Source organism: Porphyromonas sp. oral taxon 278 str. W7784, assembly GCF_000467855.2.
Taxonomy (GTDB): domain Bacteria; phylum Bacteroidota; class Bacteroidia; order Bacteroidales; family Porphyromonadaceae; genus Porphyromonas.
Map to the genome: position 1 here is coordinate 231,013 of NZ_KI259221.1, position 18,593 is coordinate 249,605.

Annotated in this window: 12 protein-coding genes; 11 read left to right on the forward strand and 1 reads right to left on the reverse strand. The window is 56.2% G+C overall.

All coding sequences use genetic code 11. The annotated features are described in order from the left end of the window. Positions 1-332: 332 nt before the first annotated feature. The 7 genes from HMPREF1556_RS00955 to msrB all read left to right on the forward strand — a co-directional run bounded on the left by HMPREF1556_RS00955 (position 333) and on the right by msrB (position 10,093). Positions 333-2,960, forward strand: a complete 2,628-nt coding sequence (locus HMPREF1556_RS00955) for a TonB-dependent receptor (RefSeq protein WP_021666299.1) — start codon at positions 333-335, stop codon at positions 2,958-2,960. A 186-nt stretch (positions 2,961-3,146) separates the two neighbouring features. Continuing rightward, positions 3,147-3,605, forward strand: a complete 459-nt coding sequence (gene tsaE / locus HMPREF1556_RS00960) for a tRNA (adenosine(37)-N6)-threonylcarbamoyltransferase complex ATPase subunit type 1 TsaE (protein WP_021666300.1) — start codon at positions 3,147-3,149, stop codon at positions 3,603-3,605. Beyond that, positions 3,599-4,189, forward strand: coding sequence for a thymidine kinase (locus HMPREF1556_RS00965; protein WP_021666301.1), 591 nt, complete (start codon positions 3,599-3,601; stop codon positions 4,187-4,189). The genes tsaE and HMPREF1556_RS00965 overlap by 7 nt, the downstream gene beginning before the upstream one ends. Positions 4,190-4,203: 14 nt before the next feature. Further along, positions 4,204-5,064: a 5'-nucleotidase, lipoprotein e(P4) family gene (locus HMPREF1556_RS00970; RefSeq protein WP_044125028.1), complete on the forward strand. Its 861-nt coding sequence runs from the start codon at positions 4,204-4,206 to the stop codon at positions 5,062-5,064. A gap of 40 nt (positions 5,065-5,104) precedes the next feature. After that, positions 5,105-6,433, forward strand: a complete 1,329-nt coding sequence (locus HMPREF1556_RS00975; protein WP_021666303.1) for a serine dehydratase subunit alpha family protein — start codon at positions 5,105-5,107, stop codon at positions 6,431-6,433. Positions 6,434-6,500: 67 nt separating this feature from the next. Next, a complete protein-coding gene (locus HMPREF1556_RS00980) occupies positions 6,501-8,558 on the forward strand; it encodes an Ig-like domain-containing protein (protein ID WP_232299019.1) in 2,058 nt (685 codons plus the stop codon). A 458-nt stretch (positions 8,559-9,016) separates the two neighbouring features. Continuing rightward, positions 9,017-10,093, forward strand: a complete 1,077-nt coding sequence (msrB, locus tag HMPREF1556_RS00985; RefSeq protein WP_021666307.1) for a peptide-methionine (R)-S-oxide reductase MsrB — start codon at positions 9,017-9,019, stop codon at positions 10,091-10,093. A gap of 103 nt (positions 10,094-10,196) precedes the next feature. Here the strand turns inward: msrB and HMPREF1556_RS00990 are convergent, their stop codons facing one another. Next, entirely contained in the window at positions 10,197-11,246 is a 1,050-nt protein-coding gene (locus HMPREF1556_RS00990) for an endonuclease/exonuclease/phosphatase family protein (RefSeq protein WP_052332594.1), read from the reverse strand. A gap of 219 nt (positions 11,247-11,465) precedes the next feature. Between HMPREF1556_RS00990 and HMPREF1556_RS00995 the strand changes: the two genes are divergently transcribed. The 4 genes from HMPREF1556_RS00995 to HMPREF1556_RS01010 are packed head-to-tail and all read left to right on the forward strand — an operon-like array spanning position 11,466 to position 18,039. Beyond that, positions 11,466-14,240 carry a TonB-dependent receptor gene (locus tag HMPREF1556_RS00995; RefSeq protein ID WP_021666309.1) on the forward strand — a complete coding sequence of 925 codons (2,775 nt, stop codon included), beginning with the start codon at positions 11,466-11,468 and terminating at the stop codon, positions 14,238-14,240. A gap of 12 nt (positions 14,241-14,252) precedes the next feature. Beyond that, positions 14,253-15,074 carry a DUF5689 domain-containing protein gene (locus tag HMPREF1556_RS01000; RefSeq protein ID WP_044125029.1) on the forward strand — a complete coding sequence of 274 codons (822 nt, stop codon included), beginning with the start codon at positions 14,253-14,255 and terminating at the stop codon, positions 15,072-15,074. A gap of 50 nt (positions 15,075-15,124) precedes the next feature. Beyond that, positions 15,125-16,828, forward strand: coding sequence for a DUF5689 domain-containing protein (locus tag HMPREF1556_RS01005; protein ID WP_021666311.1), 1,704 nt, complete (start codon positions 15,125-15,127; stop codon positions 16,826-16,828). 11 nt (positions 16,829-16,839) lie between these two features. Beyond that, positions 16,840-18,039, forward strand: a complete 1,200-nt coding sequence (locus HMPREF1556_RS01010) for a DNA/RNA non-specific endonuclease (protein ID WP_021666312.1) — start codon at positions 16,840-16,842, stop codon at positions 18,037-18,039. Positions 18,040-18,593: the final 554 nt, after the last annotated feature.

Consider the following 18,593-nt stretch of genomic DNA (forward strand, 5'->3'; position numbering starts at 1 on the left):
ACCTACTGTAGGTCGTCTCGACGACCCACGGTGGGTCGCAAGGACGACCTACCGTAGGTCGCTAAACCATCCCTCCGAAGGGGGACATAATTCACCCTCGTCCTACCTACATATATGTATATTGAGTCGTAGCCATCTACCCAAAGAGTCTATAAGCTACTTTTACTCTGCCTTACAGGCAAATAAACTAACTAATTAACACTAGAACATGCGTAAGTTTTACTCCTTGACGCTCCTTCTGTAGCTCGTCTTGTCCTGTGCTCTTGGACTAAGCACGGATCTTGCTGCTCAAGGGAAGCCGACCGATATGAATATCATCGGGCACGTGACTGATGCTAATACCGGAGAGCAACCTCGCCGGGATCACCATCGCAATCAAAGGAACGACCTTCGGCACAGCGACAGATGCTACAGGGCACTACTTCCTCAAGAATCTCAAGCAAAAGAAGGTCACTCTCGTCATGCGTGGCCTAGGCTACCTCAGTCAGGAGAGGATCGTCGAAGTCCAGCCCAACAAGGTCACCGAAGTCAACTTTGAGGCTGAGCAGGACAACATCCGTATCGACGAAGTCGTCGTCTCGTCCAACCGTCAGGCTACGCTCCGTCGTCTAGCACCTACCCTCGTGACGGTGCTCGATGGGAAGCTCTTTGAGAAGACCAATGCGACGAACCTCGCCCAAGGACTGATCTTCCAGCCAGGTGTGCGTGTGGAGAACAACTGCCAGAACTGTGGCTTCAACCAAGTTCGCATCAACGGCCTCGATGGACGCTACTCACAGATCCTCATCGATAGCCGTCCGATCATGAGTGCCCTCGCAGGGGTATATGGCTTAGAGCAAATCCCCACGAACATGATCGAGCGTGTCGAAGTAGTCCGTGGCGGGGGCTCTGCCCTCTTCGGCTCTTCGGCGATCGCAGGGGTGATCAATATCATCACAAAGGAGCCTCAGCGTAATAGCTTCTCCTTCAACGAAAGTATGGGATTCACTGGCTTCAAAGACCTGGATAATAACCTAAGCTTCAACGGCTCCCTCGTCAGTGATGACAACCGTGCTGGAGCCATGGTCTTCGCCCAAGCTCGCTACCGTAAGGAGCACGATGTCAATGGTGATGGCTACAGCGAACTAGGGCGCCTCGACTCCCGATCCCTGGGCTTCCGTGGTTACCTTCGTCCTACGGAATATACCCGCCTCACAGGTGAGGTCCATACCTTCAGCGAGGCTCGTCGTGGGGGTGACCATATCGACTGGCCCGAGCAAGTGGCAGGTGTGGCAGAGTCGATCCGTCACTCGGTCTACAGCGGCAACCTGAAGTTCGACGGCTACAGCTCAGACTACAAGAGCCACATCCAGCTCTATGCTTCGGCACAGCACATCACACGTAATAGCTACTACGGAGGTATCGGTGAGCCTAAGCTCCGCAACAAGGCTGGCGACAAGTTCATCACGCCTCAGGGTACGGAGACAGATAATGAGGGCGAAGCACTGGGTACAGGCAAGATCGGCCGGCCCATCCATCCGCTCGACTACGGGAAGAACTTCGGGATCACCCGTGGCCTCACTTGGGTCGGTGGTGCTCAGTACACCTATGACTTCTCTCGTCTACTCTTCATGCCTGCTCAGCTCCTCCTTGGTGCCGAATACAGCTACGACCGCCTGGAGGACAAGATGCCTCTAAGAGAGTGGGAGACCGAGAAGACGCTGGAGAATGGCTTCGACCTTAGTGCCAACCCACTCTCCCTCTCCCCAGCGCTCCGTCAGGTGATACGCAATGCGAGCCAGTTCGCCCAGGTAGAGTGGAAGAATGATCTCTGGAGCCTCCTCGTCGGGACTCGCCTCGATGAGAACTCCGCCGTCAAGGCAGCTATCTTCAGCCCCCGTGCTACCCTGCGCTTCAACCCCACGAAGAATATCAACCTCCGTGCTACCTATGCTAAGGGCTTCCGTGCTCCACAGGTCTTCGACGAAGACCTCCATGTAGGGGTCGTCGGTGGTGAGGCACAGCGTGTCACCAATGCAGAGGACCTTCGCCCTGAGATCTCTCACTCCTTCAGCCTCAGCAACGATATGTACTTCCGTCTGGGTGAAGCACAGGCTAATGTCCTCGTCGAAGGCTTCTACACACGCCTTCTTGATGTCTTCACCAACTACAAGGATAAGTCCGAAAACGGGATCTCCTACTACACCCGTCACAACTACGGGATCGATGACAACGGCAAGCAGGTATCCTCGGGTGCTAAGGTCCTCGGCGTAAACCTCGAGGGGAAGATCTCCTACCGCTGGCTCTCCCTACAGGCAGGGCTCACCCTGACGAGCAATAAGTATGACGTCAACCAGGAATGGGGTGTACGTCAGAAGATCAAGGGGGACCATGATGCCTCGTACTATGAGAACTTCGTCCCCAAGGCGGACGGATCAGACTTCGACAACGTAGCAGTCGACGGCGAACCTCAGACTGTATCGATGACCTCGAAGGAGATCACTCGTACGCCCTCTACCTACGGGTACTTCACGATCGGGATCAACCCCATCCGTCCGCTGAATATCGCCCTGACGGGTACCTACACAGGATCGATGTACGTGCCTCACGTCGTCAAGTGGGGGCAGGGCTCTGCTGTCACTGACCGCAATGCCATCGCACAGGGCCTCCGCACCGAAGGCTACAAGCTTCCTCTTGTCGACGACAAGGGTGCCCCCATCCTCGAGGACGGGAAGCAGAAGGAAGCTAACGTCGAATGGAACGAGCTGGTCAAGACCAAGGGCTTCTTCGACCTCGGAGCTAAGATCACCTACGACCTCCGCCTCTTCACCAAAGCAAACGTCCAGATCTACTGCGGGCTCAACAACCTATTCAATGCCTTCCAGAGTGACTATGACTTCGGAGCCGACCGTGATAGTGGTTACATCTATGGTCCTACGATGCCCCGATCGGGTTACTTCGGTCTGAAGTTCACCTTCTGATCGTGGTAGTTTCCACCCGATGAACTAGGGCTTCTGCCCCACTCCATCCTGTAAAGTCCTCCCCTTGCATCCAGTGAGATGCAAGGGGAGGACTTTACCTTATCACACTATGCACTTAATATCTTAAATTTGTAAGCAAGAATACTGAGGAGAAACCCCTAATTTCCCTCCCAACAAGACTGACTAATGGACACAGAGACCACCTACCTCTTAGCTGCCCCTGATGCCTTAGAGCCTATCGCTCGACAGTTCATCGAAGAGGTCCTCCCTTGGGGAGATGTCTTTGCCTTCTATGCCCCTATGGGTACGGGCAAGACCACCTTCATCAAAGCGCTCTGCACAGCTCTGGGCGTAGAGGATGTCATCAATAGCCCTACCTTCTCCATCATCAACGAATATCGAGCTGAGCCCTCAGGTGAGCTCATCTACCACTTCGACTGCTATCGCCTAGAGAAGCTCTCCGATGCGCTTAACCTAGGTGTAGAGGACTATCTCCAGAGCGGTGCCCTATGCTTCATCGAATGGCCTGAGGTCATGGAGGATATCCTCCCCGCTGATACCGTACGTGTCACCCTCGAAGAAGTGGAGGGTGGAGCACGCCGACTCACTGCACGATACCACCGAGGAGAAGAAAAGCCATGCTAAACACCTTTGAGACGGGACTGGCCCGTGTACGGGGAAGTATCGAGGTGATCTGTGGGGCGATGTTCAGCGGTAAGACCGAGGAGCTCCTTCGCCGTCTTCGCCGAGCGAAGATCGCTGGCCTTAGGGTCGAGATCTTCAAGCCTACGATCGATGTCCGCTACGATGAGTCCGCTGTCGTCTCCCATGACCGCAATACCATCGCCTCTACCCCCATCGACAATTCGTCCAACCTACTACTCCTCGCCTCCAACGTGGATGTTATCGGCATCGACGAGGCACAGTTCTTCGACGAGCGCCTCCCCGATGTAGTGGAGCAACTAGCAGACCAGGGAATCCGGGTGATCATTGCTGGTCTCGACATGGACTTCAAGCGTCTCCCCTTCGGTCCTATGGCTCACCTCTGTGCCATCGCCGACTCTGTCGACAAGATCCACGCCATCTGTGTAGGCTGTGGTAGCTGGGCAAACTACTCCTACCGCCTCGTCTCTGGCGACCAGCAGGTGATGCTGGGTGAGGCCAAGGAGTACCAACCGCTCTGTCGCACCTGCTACCTCAAGTATCTCAAGAATCAAACGAACTCTTAATCTCCCACCCCATCATGCTTCACACCAAGAAACTTCTTACTCTAGGAGCTTCTTCGCTCCTATCACTCTCCCTCCTCTCTAGCTGCTTCATCAGCGTAGGCTCTAGAGGGAGTACGGTCTACCAACAAGAGCGTCAGGTCTCCCATGCTATGAGCCCTACCCTCGGGGGGAAGCTCTTCTCTTCGGCTTGGATCCAGCGATCAGCCGAATACAAGGCGCTCTGTCAGCAGGCTTACAACATCGCTACCGAGCGACTTCTCGCCGCCACATCCAGACCTCTAGCTCCAGGGGAGAAGCGCTGGGCGATCGTCACCGATATCGACGAGACGATGGTCGACAATACAGCCAACTCCGTCTACCAAGCTCTCCGAGGCGAAGACTACGTACAAGCCTCTTGGGACAACTGGTGCGATCAGGCCGACGCCGTAGCACTGCAGGGAGCGGTAGACTTCTTCCGTAGAGCAGATGCCCTCGGTGTAGATATCTACTATATCTCCAACCGCAATGAGCTGAATCGGGCCGGTACGATACGCAACCTCCGTGCCCTAGGCTTCCCCCAGATCGACGACAGCCACTTCATGCTCAAGGACAAGACCTCGGACAAGACTGCTCGTCGTAATAAGGTCCTAGAGACGCACAATATCCTGATGCTCCTCGGCGACAACCTCGGGGACTTCGACCACTTCTTCGACATCCATGACGAAGCGGTACGTGACCAAGGGGTCGTGCGCTTCGCTGAGGAATTTGGTCGACGCTTCATCGTCCTGCCCAATCCGAACTATGGCACATGGGAGCCTGCTATGAATGGTGGCTACATAGGCCTCACTGAGAAGGACCAGAAGCTCGTCACCAAGCTCCGCACCCAGAGAAAGTAGTCATCCTACACGATTCGCTACCTTAGACCACACCAGATCCATGCTTACACCTAATGAAATCCGTCAGATCACGGCCTTGATGCGCCGTGAGGTCGTCCCCGCCACTGGCTGTACAGAGCCAGCGGCCGTCGCTCTAGCTGTTGCCTACGCTGCGTCCCTTGTGGACTCGGCACCCAAGAGCATCGAAGTCCTGCTTAGCGCCAATATGCTCAAGAACGCTATGGGCGTAGGTATCCCCGGCACGGGCACCTTCGGTATACCGATAGCGATCGCCCTAGGTGCTATCCTAGCCCAGCCCGAGAAGCAACTCGAGCTCCTGGATAGCTTCACTGAGGAGGAGCTCCAGCGAGCCAAAGCCCTCACCAAGACTGAATGCATCGAGGTGGGACTCAAAGAAGGGGACGGCATCGACCGCCTGCATATCGAGGTACGACTGACCGATACCGAGGGGCATGTAGCCCGATCGGTCATCAAGGCTACCCACACAGGGCTCACGGAGCTCTCGCTGGATGGAGTGGATCGGATGGGGCTGAGACAGGAGGCTGTAGCTCAGGAGGCATGTACCGAGGAGACGACGGAGGAAGAGCCGATAGCGCTCACCTTCGACCTCGTCTACGGCTATGCACTAGAGGCTCCTCTGGAGGAGATCAGCTTCATCTACGAGGCGGCCCTACAGAATAAGCATGCCAGCGAATACTCGCTAGCCCACAACTACGGACATAGCCTCGGGAAGCTATTGAATAGTGACCTCGGTCAGCGCTACTTCGGTAATACCCCGCTGACCCGCATGCTTGCCTACACCAGCTCCGCCTGCGATGCCCGTATGGACGGAGCACCCATCACGGTGATGAGCAACTCTGGGAGTGGGAACCAAGGGATCTCCTCGATGCTCCCCGTCCTGACGTTTGCCGAAGAGCAGGGAGCAGACCTAGAGCAGACGACGCGTGCCATCATGATGAGCAGTCTCCTCGTGGTCTACATCAAGCAGCTCCTGGGGCGTCTCTCCTGTCTCTGCGGTATGGTCGTCTCGGGGATAGGCTCAGCCTGCGCTGTCACCTACCTCATGGGTGGGACGAAGGAGCAGTCTATAGGAGCGGTCAAGAACATGATCGGCAATGTCTCGGGGATGATCTGCGATGGCGCTAAGCCCAGCTGTAGTCTCAAGGCTTCGACGGGCGTAGGCTCAGCCATGATCTCCGCCATGCTCTCGATGCAGGGCCATGTAGTGACCGCCACCGAAGGGATCGTAGATGACGACATAGATATCTGCATACGCAATCTGGCGGATCTCGGACGGGACGGCATGGCCGAGACCGACCTCAAGGTCCTGAAGATCATGACGAGCAAGAAGAAGCACGCCGGTGCTTAGTCCCCCATTGGGCTCACCGATAGCGTCCCTCAGCTCGTACCAACTCATATAATCAGCACCCTATTGGATGAACCCAAATAGAACGATGCACTTTGCCCTCAGCTTCCTAGCAGGCTCACTCCTGCTCTGGAGCTGTGCCAACCAAGGAGCTCCCGAGGGAGGCCCCTATGATATGGAGCCTCCCCGGCTACTCCAAGCCAACCCTGAGGTCAAGGCCACGGGCGTCACTACCCGACACTTCGTCCTGACCTTCGATGAGAATGTCAAGCTCTCGAGCCAGACCGACAAGATCATCGTCTCCCCCCCACAGCGAGAGGCGGCACGTATCACCGCCAGTGGACGGCACGTCAATATCCAGCTCGAAGATAGCCTACGCCCCTCCACGACCTATAGCTTCTACTTCGACGACGTCATCGTAGACAACAACGAGGACAATCCCCTCGAGGGCTTCAGCTACCTCATCTCCACGGGGGAGCGTATCGACTCGATGCAGGTCGCGGGGCGTATCGTCGATGCCCTCACCTACGAACCCATGAGCGGGCTCATCGTGGGAGCTTACCCCAGCGCCATGCTTCAGGATAGCACCCTGCAGAAAGTAGCCTTCCCCTATGTCAGCAAGACGAATAAGATGGGCTACTTCACCATGCGCGGGCTCCCCGATAGTACCTACCGTGTCTTCGCTACGAAAGATAATGATGCCAACTATCAGTACAGCGACCGAAGTGAAGGGCTAGCCTTCTCCCGACAGGACTACAAGACAAGCCTCCTCGACAGCATGCGTACCGATACGATACGTATCGATTCGATCGTGCGCCGAGATACCCTCTATCGGGACTCGCTGGTCACCCACCCCCATACCTATTACTTCCCCCAGGATGTCGCCCTGCGCTACTCGGTAGCCCATCTCCAGCAGGTGGGTATGGAGCGCTACAGCCGTCTGGATAGCCTAGTGTGCCGGGTGGAGTTCTTGACCGAGGTCAAGGCACTCCCTCGACTACGCTCCCTCGACAAGCCTTCCTCCCCCGAGGATCGGCTATACTGGGCTACGGCTAAGGGGCGTAGCGTAGACTTCTGGCTCAGGGATCCCGATCTCATCGCCCGAGACTCGGTGCGCTTCACCCTCACCTATCCTAAGACCGACTCGCTTTTCGTCGTGAGGGAGCAGACGGATACCCTCCTCTTCGTCAAGCCTCCTACTCGCACGAAGAAGGCTACTAAGGAAGCTACCCCAGAGCGCTCCCCCCTCCAGCTGACGCTCGCTGGTGCTAAGGGGCTAGCATCGGGTACTCCTGGCGACAGCCTCTACCTCGTGGCCTCTCGCCCTCTGGAGGCATTCCCCAGCTCCGCCATCCGCCTAGAGGTGCGTCAGGACTCGACCTACAAGCCTCAGCCCTTCACCCTCGAGGTCAATTCGCTCGATCGCCTACGCTATACCCTGCGCTTCGACCGAGCCTACGGCCATAGCTACCGAGCTACACTCGACTCCGCGGCCCTGAGAGACATCTACGGAGCGGTCTCTGACTCGACGGCCTACACCCAGCAGATACAGAAGGAGGAGGAACTAGGGCACCTCTCCGTGACGCTCCAAGGTATCCGCTCCGATGCCCTCGTACAGCTCCTCGACAAGAGCGATGCCGTGCTCCTACAGGCTCGGGCAACTGAGGTGAAGAGCGACTCTACTCAGTCCCTCCCCGCCTCCTCCACGGCAGAGGGCGACAAGGTACTCAAGGACCTCCTCGCCCAGCAAAGTGGGCGGGTAGCGATGAAGGACAGCCTCCCGACAGATAGCGTCCAAGGGAAGTCCCAGCCTCTAGAGTCCTGTCGGGTCTCCTTCCGTGATCTCAAGCCTGGGGACTACTACCTACGCCTCATCGTCGACACGGACCACAATGACGAATTTACCCCAGGGGACTATCCTACTCGAGACCCCGAAGAGGTGTACTACTGCCCGCAGACCTTCGCCGTGAAGAAGGGCTTCACCTCAGAGGAGAAGTGGAACATCCACGCTGTCTCCCCCTTCTCTGCCAAGCCCGAAGCCCTACGCAAGACAAAGCCCGACGAAGCCAAGAAGAAGCGTGAGGACAAGAACGCCGAGTACTACAAGCGCTGGGGGCGCAAGCGTTAGCTAAGCCCCTAGCCCCAGCCAAGCATAAACTAAGGGCGGGATACCAGCTGTGACTGGTATCCCGCCCTTCTTCTTTTCGCTCTCCATTCCTCCTCCTTCACCCAGAACTAAAGCCCAAGCTCCTTCGCCCAAATCATCCCTCCGCTTCAGCCCCCATTCATGGGTCTCCGAAGGGAGGTATTCATGGGTCACTGCACCGACCCATTCATGGGGTCCTCGAGTGACCCATGCATGGGTCGCTCGAGCACCCCATCATAGTCCCCGAGCGCAGAGAGTAGATAATCTTTAGTTTCACTGCACGTAACCATTGGGTACAGACGTTTGTTAGTAAGATGTGGGCTTAGATTTCGCCCCCTTCGAGCGGATGCTTAGTGAGCACCTCCCGAGGGCTATGACGAGCGAGGAGGTAGGAGACACCTACCACTCCCTAATAACCAGTTAACCCACCAGTATACACGATGATGAAACAGAAAAGCATGCGTAGCCTTGCTCTCCTCGGCCTCCTTCTCTTGGGCTGTCTAGGGCTATGGGCACACACCCACCGAAGAGAAAAGCAAACTAAAGATATTCGCCCAATGAAAGAGATCTATTTAGCGGGAGGGTGCTTCTGGGGCACCGAGCACTTCTTCAAGCAAGTACGGGGAGTCGTCTCCACCGAGGTAGGCTATGCTAATGGCCACAAGTCTACCGCACCGACCTACGAGGAGGTCTGCCAGCATACGACAGGCTTCGCCGAGACCGTACATATCGTCTATGCCCCAGAGCAGATCGACCTCAGCAAGCTCCTCGAGCTCTACTTCATGACCATCAACCCCACGACGCTCAACAAGCAGGGAGGTGACGTCGGCGACCAGTACCGCACAGGGATCTACTACACCGACCCCAAGGATCTGCCGACGATACAGGCAGCCCTCACGGCTCTTCAGAAGAAGTACACTGCTCCGATCGTCATCGAAGCTAAGCCCTTGACGAACTTCTACAACGCCGAGGACTATCATCAGGACTATCTGGATAAGAACCCTGGGGGCTACTGCCACATTCGCCCCGAGCTCTTCCGCCTAGCTAAGGAAGCCAACCCCTACACCAAGCCCTCCGACGAAGAGCTACGTCGCCGACTCACCCCCACACAGTACGCCGTGACCCAGCATGCGGGAACGGAGCATCCCTTCGACAATGATTACTGGGATGAGAAGCGTGAAGGGATCTACGTCGACATCACCACGGGCGAGCCCCTCTTCATCTCTACGGACAAGTTCGAGTCGGGCTGTGGATGGCCCAGCTTCTCCCGCCCTATAGACACGACCCTCCTTGTCGAGAAGAGAGACACCACCCACGGCATGATACGTACCGAGGTCAAGAGCAAGACAGGGGACGCTCATCTGGGGCATGTCTTCGATGACGGCCCCCAAGAACTCGGCGGGCTACGCTACTGCATCAATAGCGCTGCCCTCAAATTCATCCCTCGTGAGGAGATGGAGCAGGCAGGCTATGCTAAGTACCTACCACTCCTCGACAAGGCAAAGACTAAGAAGTAGCCTTCCGTCCCACATATACTCCCCTCCTAAACGAGATCGAGCCTTGCCCCCACGACGGGAGCAAGGCTCGATCTATATAGAGGGATAGCTCGTAGGCTACGGGCTACTCGATGGTCTTGGTCAGATAGATGTAGACAGGATAGTGGTCGCTATATCCTCCCTGGAAGCGACCCGAGGAGAAGGTGCGGAAGGGATAGCCCTTGAAGTGCCCCGTCTTCTGAGTCAGGAAGTCGGCATTGAAGATATAGCCATAGTGGCCCGAAGCCTTATCCGACTGAAGGTGTAGGGAATCGTCTGATCCTGCGATGAGGTTAGGTGTGACGAGGATGTTGTCGAAGAGATTCCACACATCACGGTAGGCTAGCGTACCTCGTCCCGAGGTATAGAGCGGGGCCATGGGATTGTAGAGTTCCGTAGAGGCAAGCCCTTCGGTAGTCCCCTTCGAGCGAAGCCCTTCGACGACGCTGGGAGAGGTAGGGTCATCGTTGAAGTCCCCCATGAGGATGACCTTGTTCTTAGGATCAGCAGTGAGGAGGGAGTCTGTAACTGAGCGCATCACCTCGGCAGCCTGTAGGCGACGCTTGAGAGATACCTGCTCCCCACCGACACGAGAGGGCCAGTGAGCGACGAGGAAGGTGACGGGCTCTCCGAGGAGGAGACCATTGACCTCGAGGACGTCACGGGTCTTGATGTACTCCTCCCCCTTGAGGCGGACGGGATGGGGGCGAGCATCGGAGAGCTGGTAGTAGCGAGGACGGTAGAGGAGCGCACAGTCGATACCACGCTTGTCGGGCGAATCGAAGTGGACGATCTCATAGCCTGCATTGGCCAGCTCAGGCTCCTTCAGCAGATCCTCGAGGACGCCTCTATTCTCGATCTCACAGACCCCTAAGATGTCGGGACCTCGCTTGGAGCCTATCTGACTGATCGCATAGGCCATATTGTGGAGCTTCTGCTTGTACTTCTCGGGGGTCCACTGGTTCTTACCATCGGGGAGGAAGTCGGCATCATTGTTCTCCCCGTCGATGGTATCGAAGAGGTTCTCTAGGTTGTAGAAGGCTACAGTCAGTCGCACTTGCTTCTTGGACTGCGCCACCATCATCGAGGAGGCCAGCAGAAGAGCAAGGGTGAGGGCTAGGAGTTTTCTAGACAAATATATATGCATGATTCTAGGGGTTGATACGAGTAGAATGTGTAATTTAGTAGTGCAAATGTAACAAAACTTACTCGCTGTCCCTATCTTGAGTCCCGAGGCTTCATCAGGGCTACTGGAGGCGGGTGTCTCTCATAGAGTCTCACTCTCGGAGCTAATCTGGAGGGGGACTCTCTGTGCGTCCCTAGGCGAGTAGGATCATCCACTAAATGCAGCCGCATGAATAAACTAATTACCGTACTTGCCTGTACTCTGGTCTTCAGTAGCCTCAGCCTAGCGCAGACGACTGAGGGTGCTCTGGTCATCGACAGCCACAGTGGGAAGCCTATCTCCAAGGTGCAAGTCAGTATCTACGGGCCCGTGTCCAGGAGGGTACTCCTCGGGAGTGATGCTCGCCAGCTCCTAGCTACCCTACCCCAGGGACGCTATACGCTGACCTTCACCGCCGACGGCTACGAGACGAAGCAGATCGAGCTGGTCAAGAAGGATGGCGAAGCGCTAAGCCTCCCCCAGCTGAAGCTCGTCGCTCTGCCCGAGAGCCCAGCATCGAGATATGACGAACTCATCATATCGGAGGAGACAGATAGCGAGAGTGCCTCCTCCCAGGACCGAGTATCCCTACTCACCTCGTCCCGTGATCCCTACCTCAGTGCCTCGAGCTATGTCTTCAGCACAGCCCGCTTCCGCAATCGTGGCTATGACTCCCCCTACAATGAGCAGATGCTCAATGGTATCGGGATGAATGACCTCAACAGTGGCTACTCCGCTTGGTCACTCTGGGGTGGGCTCAACGACGTGACACGACAGCAGCAGACCTCACAGACCTTTGAGCCCATCGTCTCAGGCTTCGGGAGCGTCGGCATCACCAACAATGTCACCACACGCCCCTCGATGTACTCCGCTCAGCAGCGACTCACCTACTCGAATAGCAACCGCACCTACAGCAACCGCTTCGCCTACACATATACCTCTGGGGAGCGACGTGATGGCTGGAGCTTCGCAGGAAGTCTCGTGCGTCGCTCGGGGGATGGACAGTACTCCTACGTCCGTGGGCAGTACTACGATGCCTGGAGCTACTTCCTGGGTATAGAGAAGAAGCTAGACGAGTCGAATAGCCTCGCCTTCATCGCCCTCGGAGCTCCTACTCGACGTGGGGTGGCGAGTGCCTCTACCCAGGAGGCCTATGACCTCGTGGGGTCGAACTTCTACAACCCCAACATCGGTCGTCAGGGAGGCAAGTGGCGCAATGCTCGTGAGCGACGTAGTCACGAGCCGATCCTACAGATCGCCCACTACTTTACCAACCAAGAGAAGACCCTCAGCATCAACTCTACCCTCAGCTACCGCTTCGGTAAGAATGCCTACTCGGCGCTGAACTGGTACAATGCTCCCGACCCACGAGCAGACTACTACCGCTATCTACCCTCGTACTTCACCCGCATGGCTGATCCCGAGGGGCAGGATGCTGAGACGGCAGCTCGCTACGCCGAACTCTGGCGTACCGACCCCAATGTACGCTACATCAACTGGGATCGTCTCTACGAGGCCAACCGAGGCAACCTAACGACCGTGCGTGACGCCAAGGGTCGTACGCTAGCCGAGGGACGTAAGGCCCTCTACATGATCGAAGATCGGCATACCGACCAGCGTGAGTTTGCCTGGGCGAGCTCGATGAACTGGCTCCCCAAGAGCTGGCTAGAGCTGACGGTTGGGATCAACTTCCGTCACAACCGCACGGCCAACTACGCAGAGGTGGGTGACCTCCTCGGGGCAGACTTCGCTTATGACATAGATAAGTTCGCCGAGCGTGACTTCGGTGGTGACGCTACGAAGAGTCAGGTAGACCTCCTCCACCCTGACCGCATCGTCCACAAGGGGGATCGCTTCAGCTACGACTACAGCTCGATGACCGACCGCTACCAGATGTGGGCTAATGCCACCTACCATCTCCAGCGTCTGGATGCCTACACCGGTATCTCCTATACCTACACGGCGCTACAGCGTGAGGGACACCAGAAGCGAGGCCTCTTCCCCAATAACTCTTATGGTCTGTCGGATCAGATCCGATTCAATGACCTCGCTGCCAAGGCAGGGCTGACCTACAAGCTCAATGGTCATCACTACCTCCAGGCCAATGTGAGCTATGTGGAGCAGGCTCCTACCTTCCAGAACCTCTTCATCTCACCTCGTACCCGCCACAGCTACGTAGAGGATCCCAAGAGTGAGAAGATCTTCTCCTCGGAGGCTTCGTATCTAGTACGTCTCCCTTGGCTCCGTGGTCGTGTGACTGCCTTCTACACTCACATCGCCGACCATACTCGGTCGATGAACTTCTACGACGATAGCCATGCCTCCTTCTCCAACTATACGATCACGGGCATCGCTACACGTCACCTGGGGGTAGAGGCGGGCTTCGAAGCCAAGCTGAGCCCTACGCTCACGGCTAATGCTGCCCTTGCTCTAGGACAGTACCAGTATGCGAATAATCCCACCTACATCCAGTCGATCGACAACTCTAATGAGATCATCGATCGGGATCGTGTCTACTGGAAGGGACTGAACCTCAGTGGCACACCTCAGACAGCTGCGACGGTAGGGCTTACCTACTACGCCCCTTGGTATGCCAACTTCGGGATCAATGCCAACTACTTCGGACGCAACTACGTATCTATGTCCCCCGTCGTGCGTACTGACCGAGGACGCACCTCCCTAGACTACAGCTATATCCTCCCCGAGCGACTGAAGGATGGCTTCACCGTGGATGTCTTCGCTAGCTACTCTTGGCGCATCAACTACGGCACCTACCTACGCTTCAACCTCTCGGTGAGCAACGTCCTCAACAATCGTAGACTACCCAACGGAGGCTACGAGCAGCTTCGTATCCGTACGATCCGCACGGCAGAGGGCGAACAGCAACTCTATCGCCCCTTCGACACGAAGCTCTCGTACGTCTATGGGACGACCTTCTTCTTCAACACGACGCTCCAATTCTAATCCGCCTAGACTATGCATCGCTATCACATACATGCGCTATCGCTCGCTATGCTACTCGGCTTAGGAGCGACCAGTTGTGAGAAGTACAATGAAGTAGCTCCCCCACGCTTCGATACCCAAGCTGAGGCCCAGGAGAAGCTCCCGCTACCCACCCATACCATCAGCCAGCTCAAGGAGCTCTATAAGCCTGGTGGAGTAGTCATCACTAAGCCCATCGTCATCTCAGCGGTCATCATCTCCGACGACAGCGAGGGGAACCTCTACAAGACCTGCTATATCCAGGATAAGACCGGAGGGATGGAGCTCAAGTTCGCCCTAGGCAACCTCAGCTCCCTCTATCCGCAAGGGACCCGTGTTCGCCTGCTATGCCAGGATCTGAAGCTCGGTAGATACGGCGGACAGATCAACCTCGGCTATCCGACCAAGGACGACAAGTACGAGACGGGCTTCTACCCAGAGCTCCTCGTACCCCGCTCCCTTCTGAAGGAAGGACGAGGCGAAGTCACTCCTCTCCCCGTCCTAGTCAGTGGGATCAACAAGCAGCTCGCAGGTAGACTCATCCGACTCGATGGGGTGCAGTTCCTCGCCTCCGAACTAGGGCAGACCTATGCCGACCCTCAAGGGAAGGAGAAGAATAGGAATGTCAATCGCACCCTCGTCGACCGCCAAGGTAGTAAGGTGATCGTCCGTACGAGCAGCTATGCGAAGTTCGCCGGTCGCACCCTTCCCCAAGGCTCGGGTAGCGTCACCGCCCTACTCACCTACTTCGGAGAGACTCCACAGCTCCTCATCCTTCGGGAGAGTGATGTACAGCTCACAGAGCCTCGCTTCTAGTCCTCCCACTACATACCCCATCATCCCATCACGACAAACATAATCGACTGATGATACCAAATAAGTTCACCCGCTGGAGCCTCATCATCGCCTCCTGCGCAACTCTAGCACTCCCCTCCTGCAAGGACAATGACGACGCTTACGATCGCCCTACGATCTCTGTCAGCCAAGTCACAAAGGACAGTGAGGGTAAGACCATCATAGGCAAGGACGAGAGCACCGCTACCCTACATATCAGTTCCAACCGTGCCTGGACAGCGACCACGGCCCTCGACTGGCTGAGCATCCAGCCAGAGTCAGGTCAGGCTGGGGAGCACGACGTGATCATCCGTGTGCTGAAGAATGCTTCTCAGCAGGCACGACAGGGGCAGTTCGCCTTCCGTGCCGGTGGGCAGACGATCTTCTACACGATCACTCAGGCAGGCGATGGCTCAGCGGTCATCACCCCAGGCAAGGATCCCGACCAGCCACAAGCACCCGTCGAAGTCGATGGCACTGATCTGGCGAACTTCATCAAGAAGTACGATACCGGTCAGAGCGTGACTGTAGACGAAGAGGTGACCTTCAAGGCCGTCCTCCTCTCCGATATCCCAGCTAACAACATGGTTAGCCTGAAGAACATCATCGTACAGGCTGGTGACCAGGGGATCACCCTACGACTGGCGTCCAACGCCTCCAAGGACTGGAAGCCTGGCATGGTCTTCACCATTAAGACCAAGGGCACGAAGGTAGGGCGCTATCAGGAGGGATCGCTCCAGATCGACTACACCGGTGTAGCAGATGCCGGCTCGATGGTCACACCTACAGGCGAAGTCTCGGAGATCAAGCCTAAGACCGTCTCCTTCGCCGATGTCTATGCAGGTAAGTATGACAATGTCCTCGTCGCTGTCGAGGGGGCTCAGTTCGAAGAGCCAGGTAAGGCCCTTAACCCCAATAAGCCGGCCGCAGGCAAGACCTCTGCTCCTACCTACTTCAATAGTATCACCGACTGCGTCACCTCTTCTCCTGAGGGCGTATCAAGTCTCTCTGTAGCCATCTCCTTCTACAGCACCTTCAAGTCCGAGCTAGCTTCAGATAAGAATGGTAAGATCGTCGGTATCATCCAGCGCTCGACCACCACGGACAAGACGACGAAGGCTAAGACCATCCACTACAACCTCTGGCCACGCAGTATCGAGGATCTCAAGGGCCTTACCGCAGAGCGATGCACCAAGGCACAGCAACCCGCTCAGAAGGAACTCCTCTTCACCGTCTACGTCGAAGGAGCTGCGGGCAACGAGAAGTACCTTCAGCTCTACAATCCTTCGGACGTAGAGGTCGACCTCAGCCAGTATTCCCTCCAGATCAAGGCCTATGGGAAGAGCAACACCGCTGTGAACCCTCCCAACGACAAGGTACTCATCCCCCTCTCGGGTAAGCTTGCACCTAAGGCTTCGATCGTCTGCCGTCATACCAAGGCGGAGCTCTACACGGCCTCGGGGCTGACGGGTGAACTGACCTACAACGGCAACGATCCCATCGCCCTCATCAAGGGGGAGACGGTCATTGACTTCCTAGGTAATGATCCCGCTAAGGCTTGGCTTACGGCAGAAGGCAAAGCAGCTGGTGAAGACGTCTTCCTCCACCGCAAGGTCGCCATCGACGCTCCCTCTCAGACCTTCGTCCTCGATCAGTGGGAATCTACAGCTCTGACGAAGGACAAGCAGAAGGAGATCCTCACAGCACTCATCACGGAGCATTTCGGCAAACGATAAGCCCTTAGACCATGCGCAACAAGTTCAAGAACCATATCTTCAAGTACCTTCTCCTAGTATTCACGCTAGGAGGAGGTATCTTGACCTGCTGTACCACGAAGGAGGCTGATCAGCCGATCCGCCCTTCAGACCAGCTACAGCTCTCCTTTCCACCTTCGGGGAGCAAGATTAAGGCTATCCCCGCCGAAGGAGCTAACTTCTTCATCAAGCTCCGCTCCCAAGGTAGCTGGACGCTCTCTGTAGAGCCTAGCGACGCCAGCTCCTGGCTACAGCTCGAGCAGAGTAAGGGCGAAGGCTCGCAAGGTCTGCGTATAGCCATCTCCATCAGTGAGAACCTGGGGGCGACACGTGAGGCTAAGATCATCGCTTCCTCCCAAGGCGTACAGGACACCCTTCGCATCACACAGCAGGGCAAGACGACTGGCCCTGATTATCCTTCGCACCCCTCTGGGGAGAATATCCTCGGCGACATAACCCTACTCGAAGCTCCTGCGATCAGTGGCGGTAGTCACAACTACTACATCACGCACCGAGCCAATGGCATCGTCAACTATTCCGTCGAGTATGATGTCCAGAAGTTGCACTCTCGCTTCGTCTGCTTCACCTTCGACGAAGTGAACTCGGCCACGAAGGTCAAACGTACCAATGCCTGGAGTTGGGACCCCAACATCCCCAAGCAGTATTCGACCGAATTCATGTTCAGCGGTAGCGGGTACGACCGAGGGCACATGGTCGCCTCCTCCGACCGTACCTTCAGCTTCGAAGCCAATAAGCAGACCTTCTACTACTCCAACATGAGTCCACAGCTCGGCGAGCTGAACCAGAAGTACTGGATGCAGCTTGAGCAGCAGGTACAGGCCTGGGGTCGTAACTCCCGCTTCCGTGATGTGCTCTACGTGGCCAAGGGCGGTACCATCCGAGACGACCAGGTCGAGCCCCACAAGGTCAAGGGCAAGATCGTCGTCCCCAAGTACTACTGGATGGCGCTCGTCGTCAAGAAGGGCTCTACCTACCATGGCTTAGGTCTTTGGGTAGAGCACCGTGCCTATGGTGCAGATACACCTATCCGCTCGGTAGCCCTCTCCATCGACGAACTAGAGGCTAAGCTTGGCTTCGATCTCTTCCCGAACTTCCCCGACGATATCGAGAAGCAGTTCGAAGCTGAGAACCCCGCCTCACCTGACTTCCTCAGCAACTGGCCCGGGATCTAGTCCCTCCTTCCACACCTATCTATACGAGAAGTCCTACACCCCATCCGTTGGGTGTAGGGCTTCTTGTTTCTATCCCCATCACCTACAGCCATCGTACATAGAGCTAAGGCGAAAAGTACCCCGAAGAATCAGGGGATTCTTCGGGTGCTTCCCCTACTTTTCATTCCGCCCTTCCAAGCTCCGTCATCATCCCCTGGAGCAGGAGCAAATAAAACCTACGGTAGGTCGTCGATGCGACCTACACATCGACGACCCACAGTAGGTTTTCTAAGCGACCCACCATAGGTCGTTTTTTCATCCTCCCGAAGAGCCCCTTCCGTCGGGGTAATTCTTCCCCAATATTGAGCCTCGATTCCCCTCTCAGCATAGCCCCGTCAACCAGCCTAGCAATCACCTGCCATTCATTCTCTATCCTCTAGGAGCTCATCCGATGACTAAGTGTAGGAGAATAGCACGAAAGAAAGGGTGTATTCTAGGTGGCCTCCCAGATAATTACATATTACCCTCTGATGAGATATGTATGATCTGATATTATCCTTACCTTCGTGCTTACA

What these genes read in the sequence shown, in the direction of transcription:
- HMPREF1556_RS01000 (WP_044125029.1), top strand. Translation starts at nt 14,253, where the DNA reads ATGCATCGCTATCACATACATGCGCTATCGCTCGCTATGCTACTCGGC.
- HMPREF1556_RS00965 (WP_021666301.1), top strand. Translation starts at nt 3,599, where the DNA reads ATGCTAAACACCTTTGAGACGGGACTGGCCCGTGTACGGGGAAGTATC.
- HMPREF1556_RS00955 (WP_021666299.1), top strand. Translation starts at nt 333, where the DNA reads ATGCTAATACCGGAGAGCAACCTCGCCGGGATCACCATCGCAATCAAA.
- tsaE (WP_021666300.1), top strand. Translation starts at nt 3,147, where the DNA reads ATGGACACAGAGACCACCTACCTCTTAGCTGCCCCTGATGCCTTAGAG.
- HMPREF1556_RS00980 (WP_232299019.1), top strand. Translation starts at nt 6,501, where the DNA reads ATGAACCCAAATAGAACGATGCACTTTGCCCTCAGCTTCCTAGCAGGC.
- HMPREF1556_RS01005 (WP_021666311.1), top strand. Translation starts at nt 15,125, where the DNA reads ATGATACCAAATAAGTTCACCCGCTGGAGCCTCATCATCGCCTCCTGC.
- msrB (WP_021666307.1), top strand. Translation starts at nt 9,017, where the DNA reads ATGATGAAACAGAAAAGCATGCGTAGCCTTGCTCTCCTCGGCCTCCTT.
- HMPREF1556_RS01010 (WP_021666312.1), top strand. Translation starts at nt 16,840, where the DNA reads ATGCGCAACAAGTTCAAGAACCATATCTTCAAGTACCTTCTCCTAGTA.
- HMPREF1556_RS00995 (WP_021666309.1), top strand. Translation starts at nt 11,466, where the DNA reads ATGAATAAACTAATTACCGTACTTGCCTGTACTCTGGTCTTCAGTAGC.
- HMPREF1556_RS00970 (WP_044125028.1), top strand. Translation starts at nt 4,204, where the DNA reads ATGCTTCACACCAAGAAACTTCTTACTCTAGGAGCTTCTTCGCTCCTA.
- HMPREF1556_RS00975 (WP_021666303.1), top strand. Translation starts at nt 5,105, where the DNA reads ATGCTTACACCTAATGAAATCCGTCAGATCACGGCCTTGATGCGCCGT.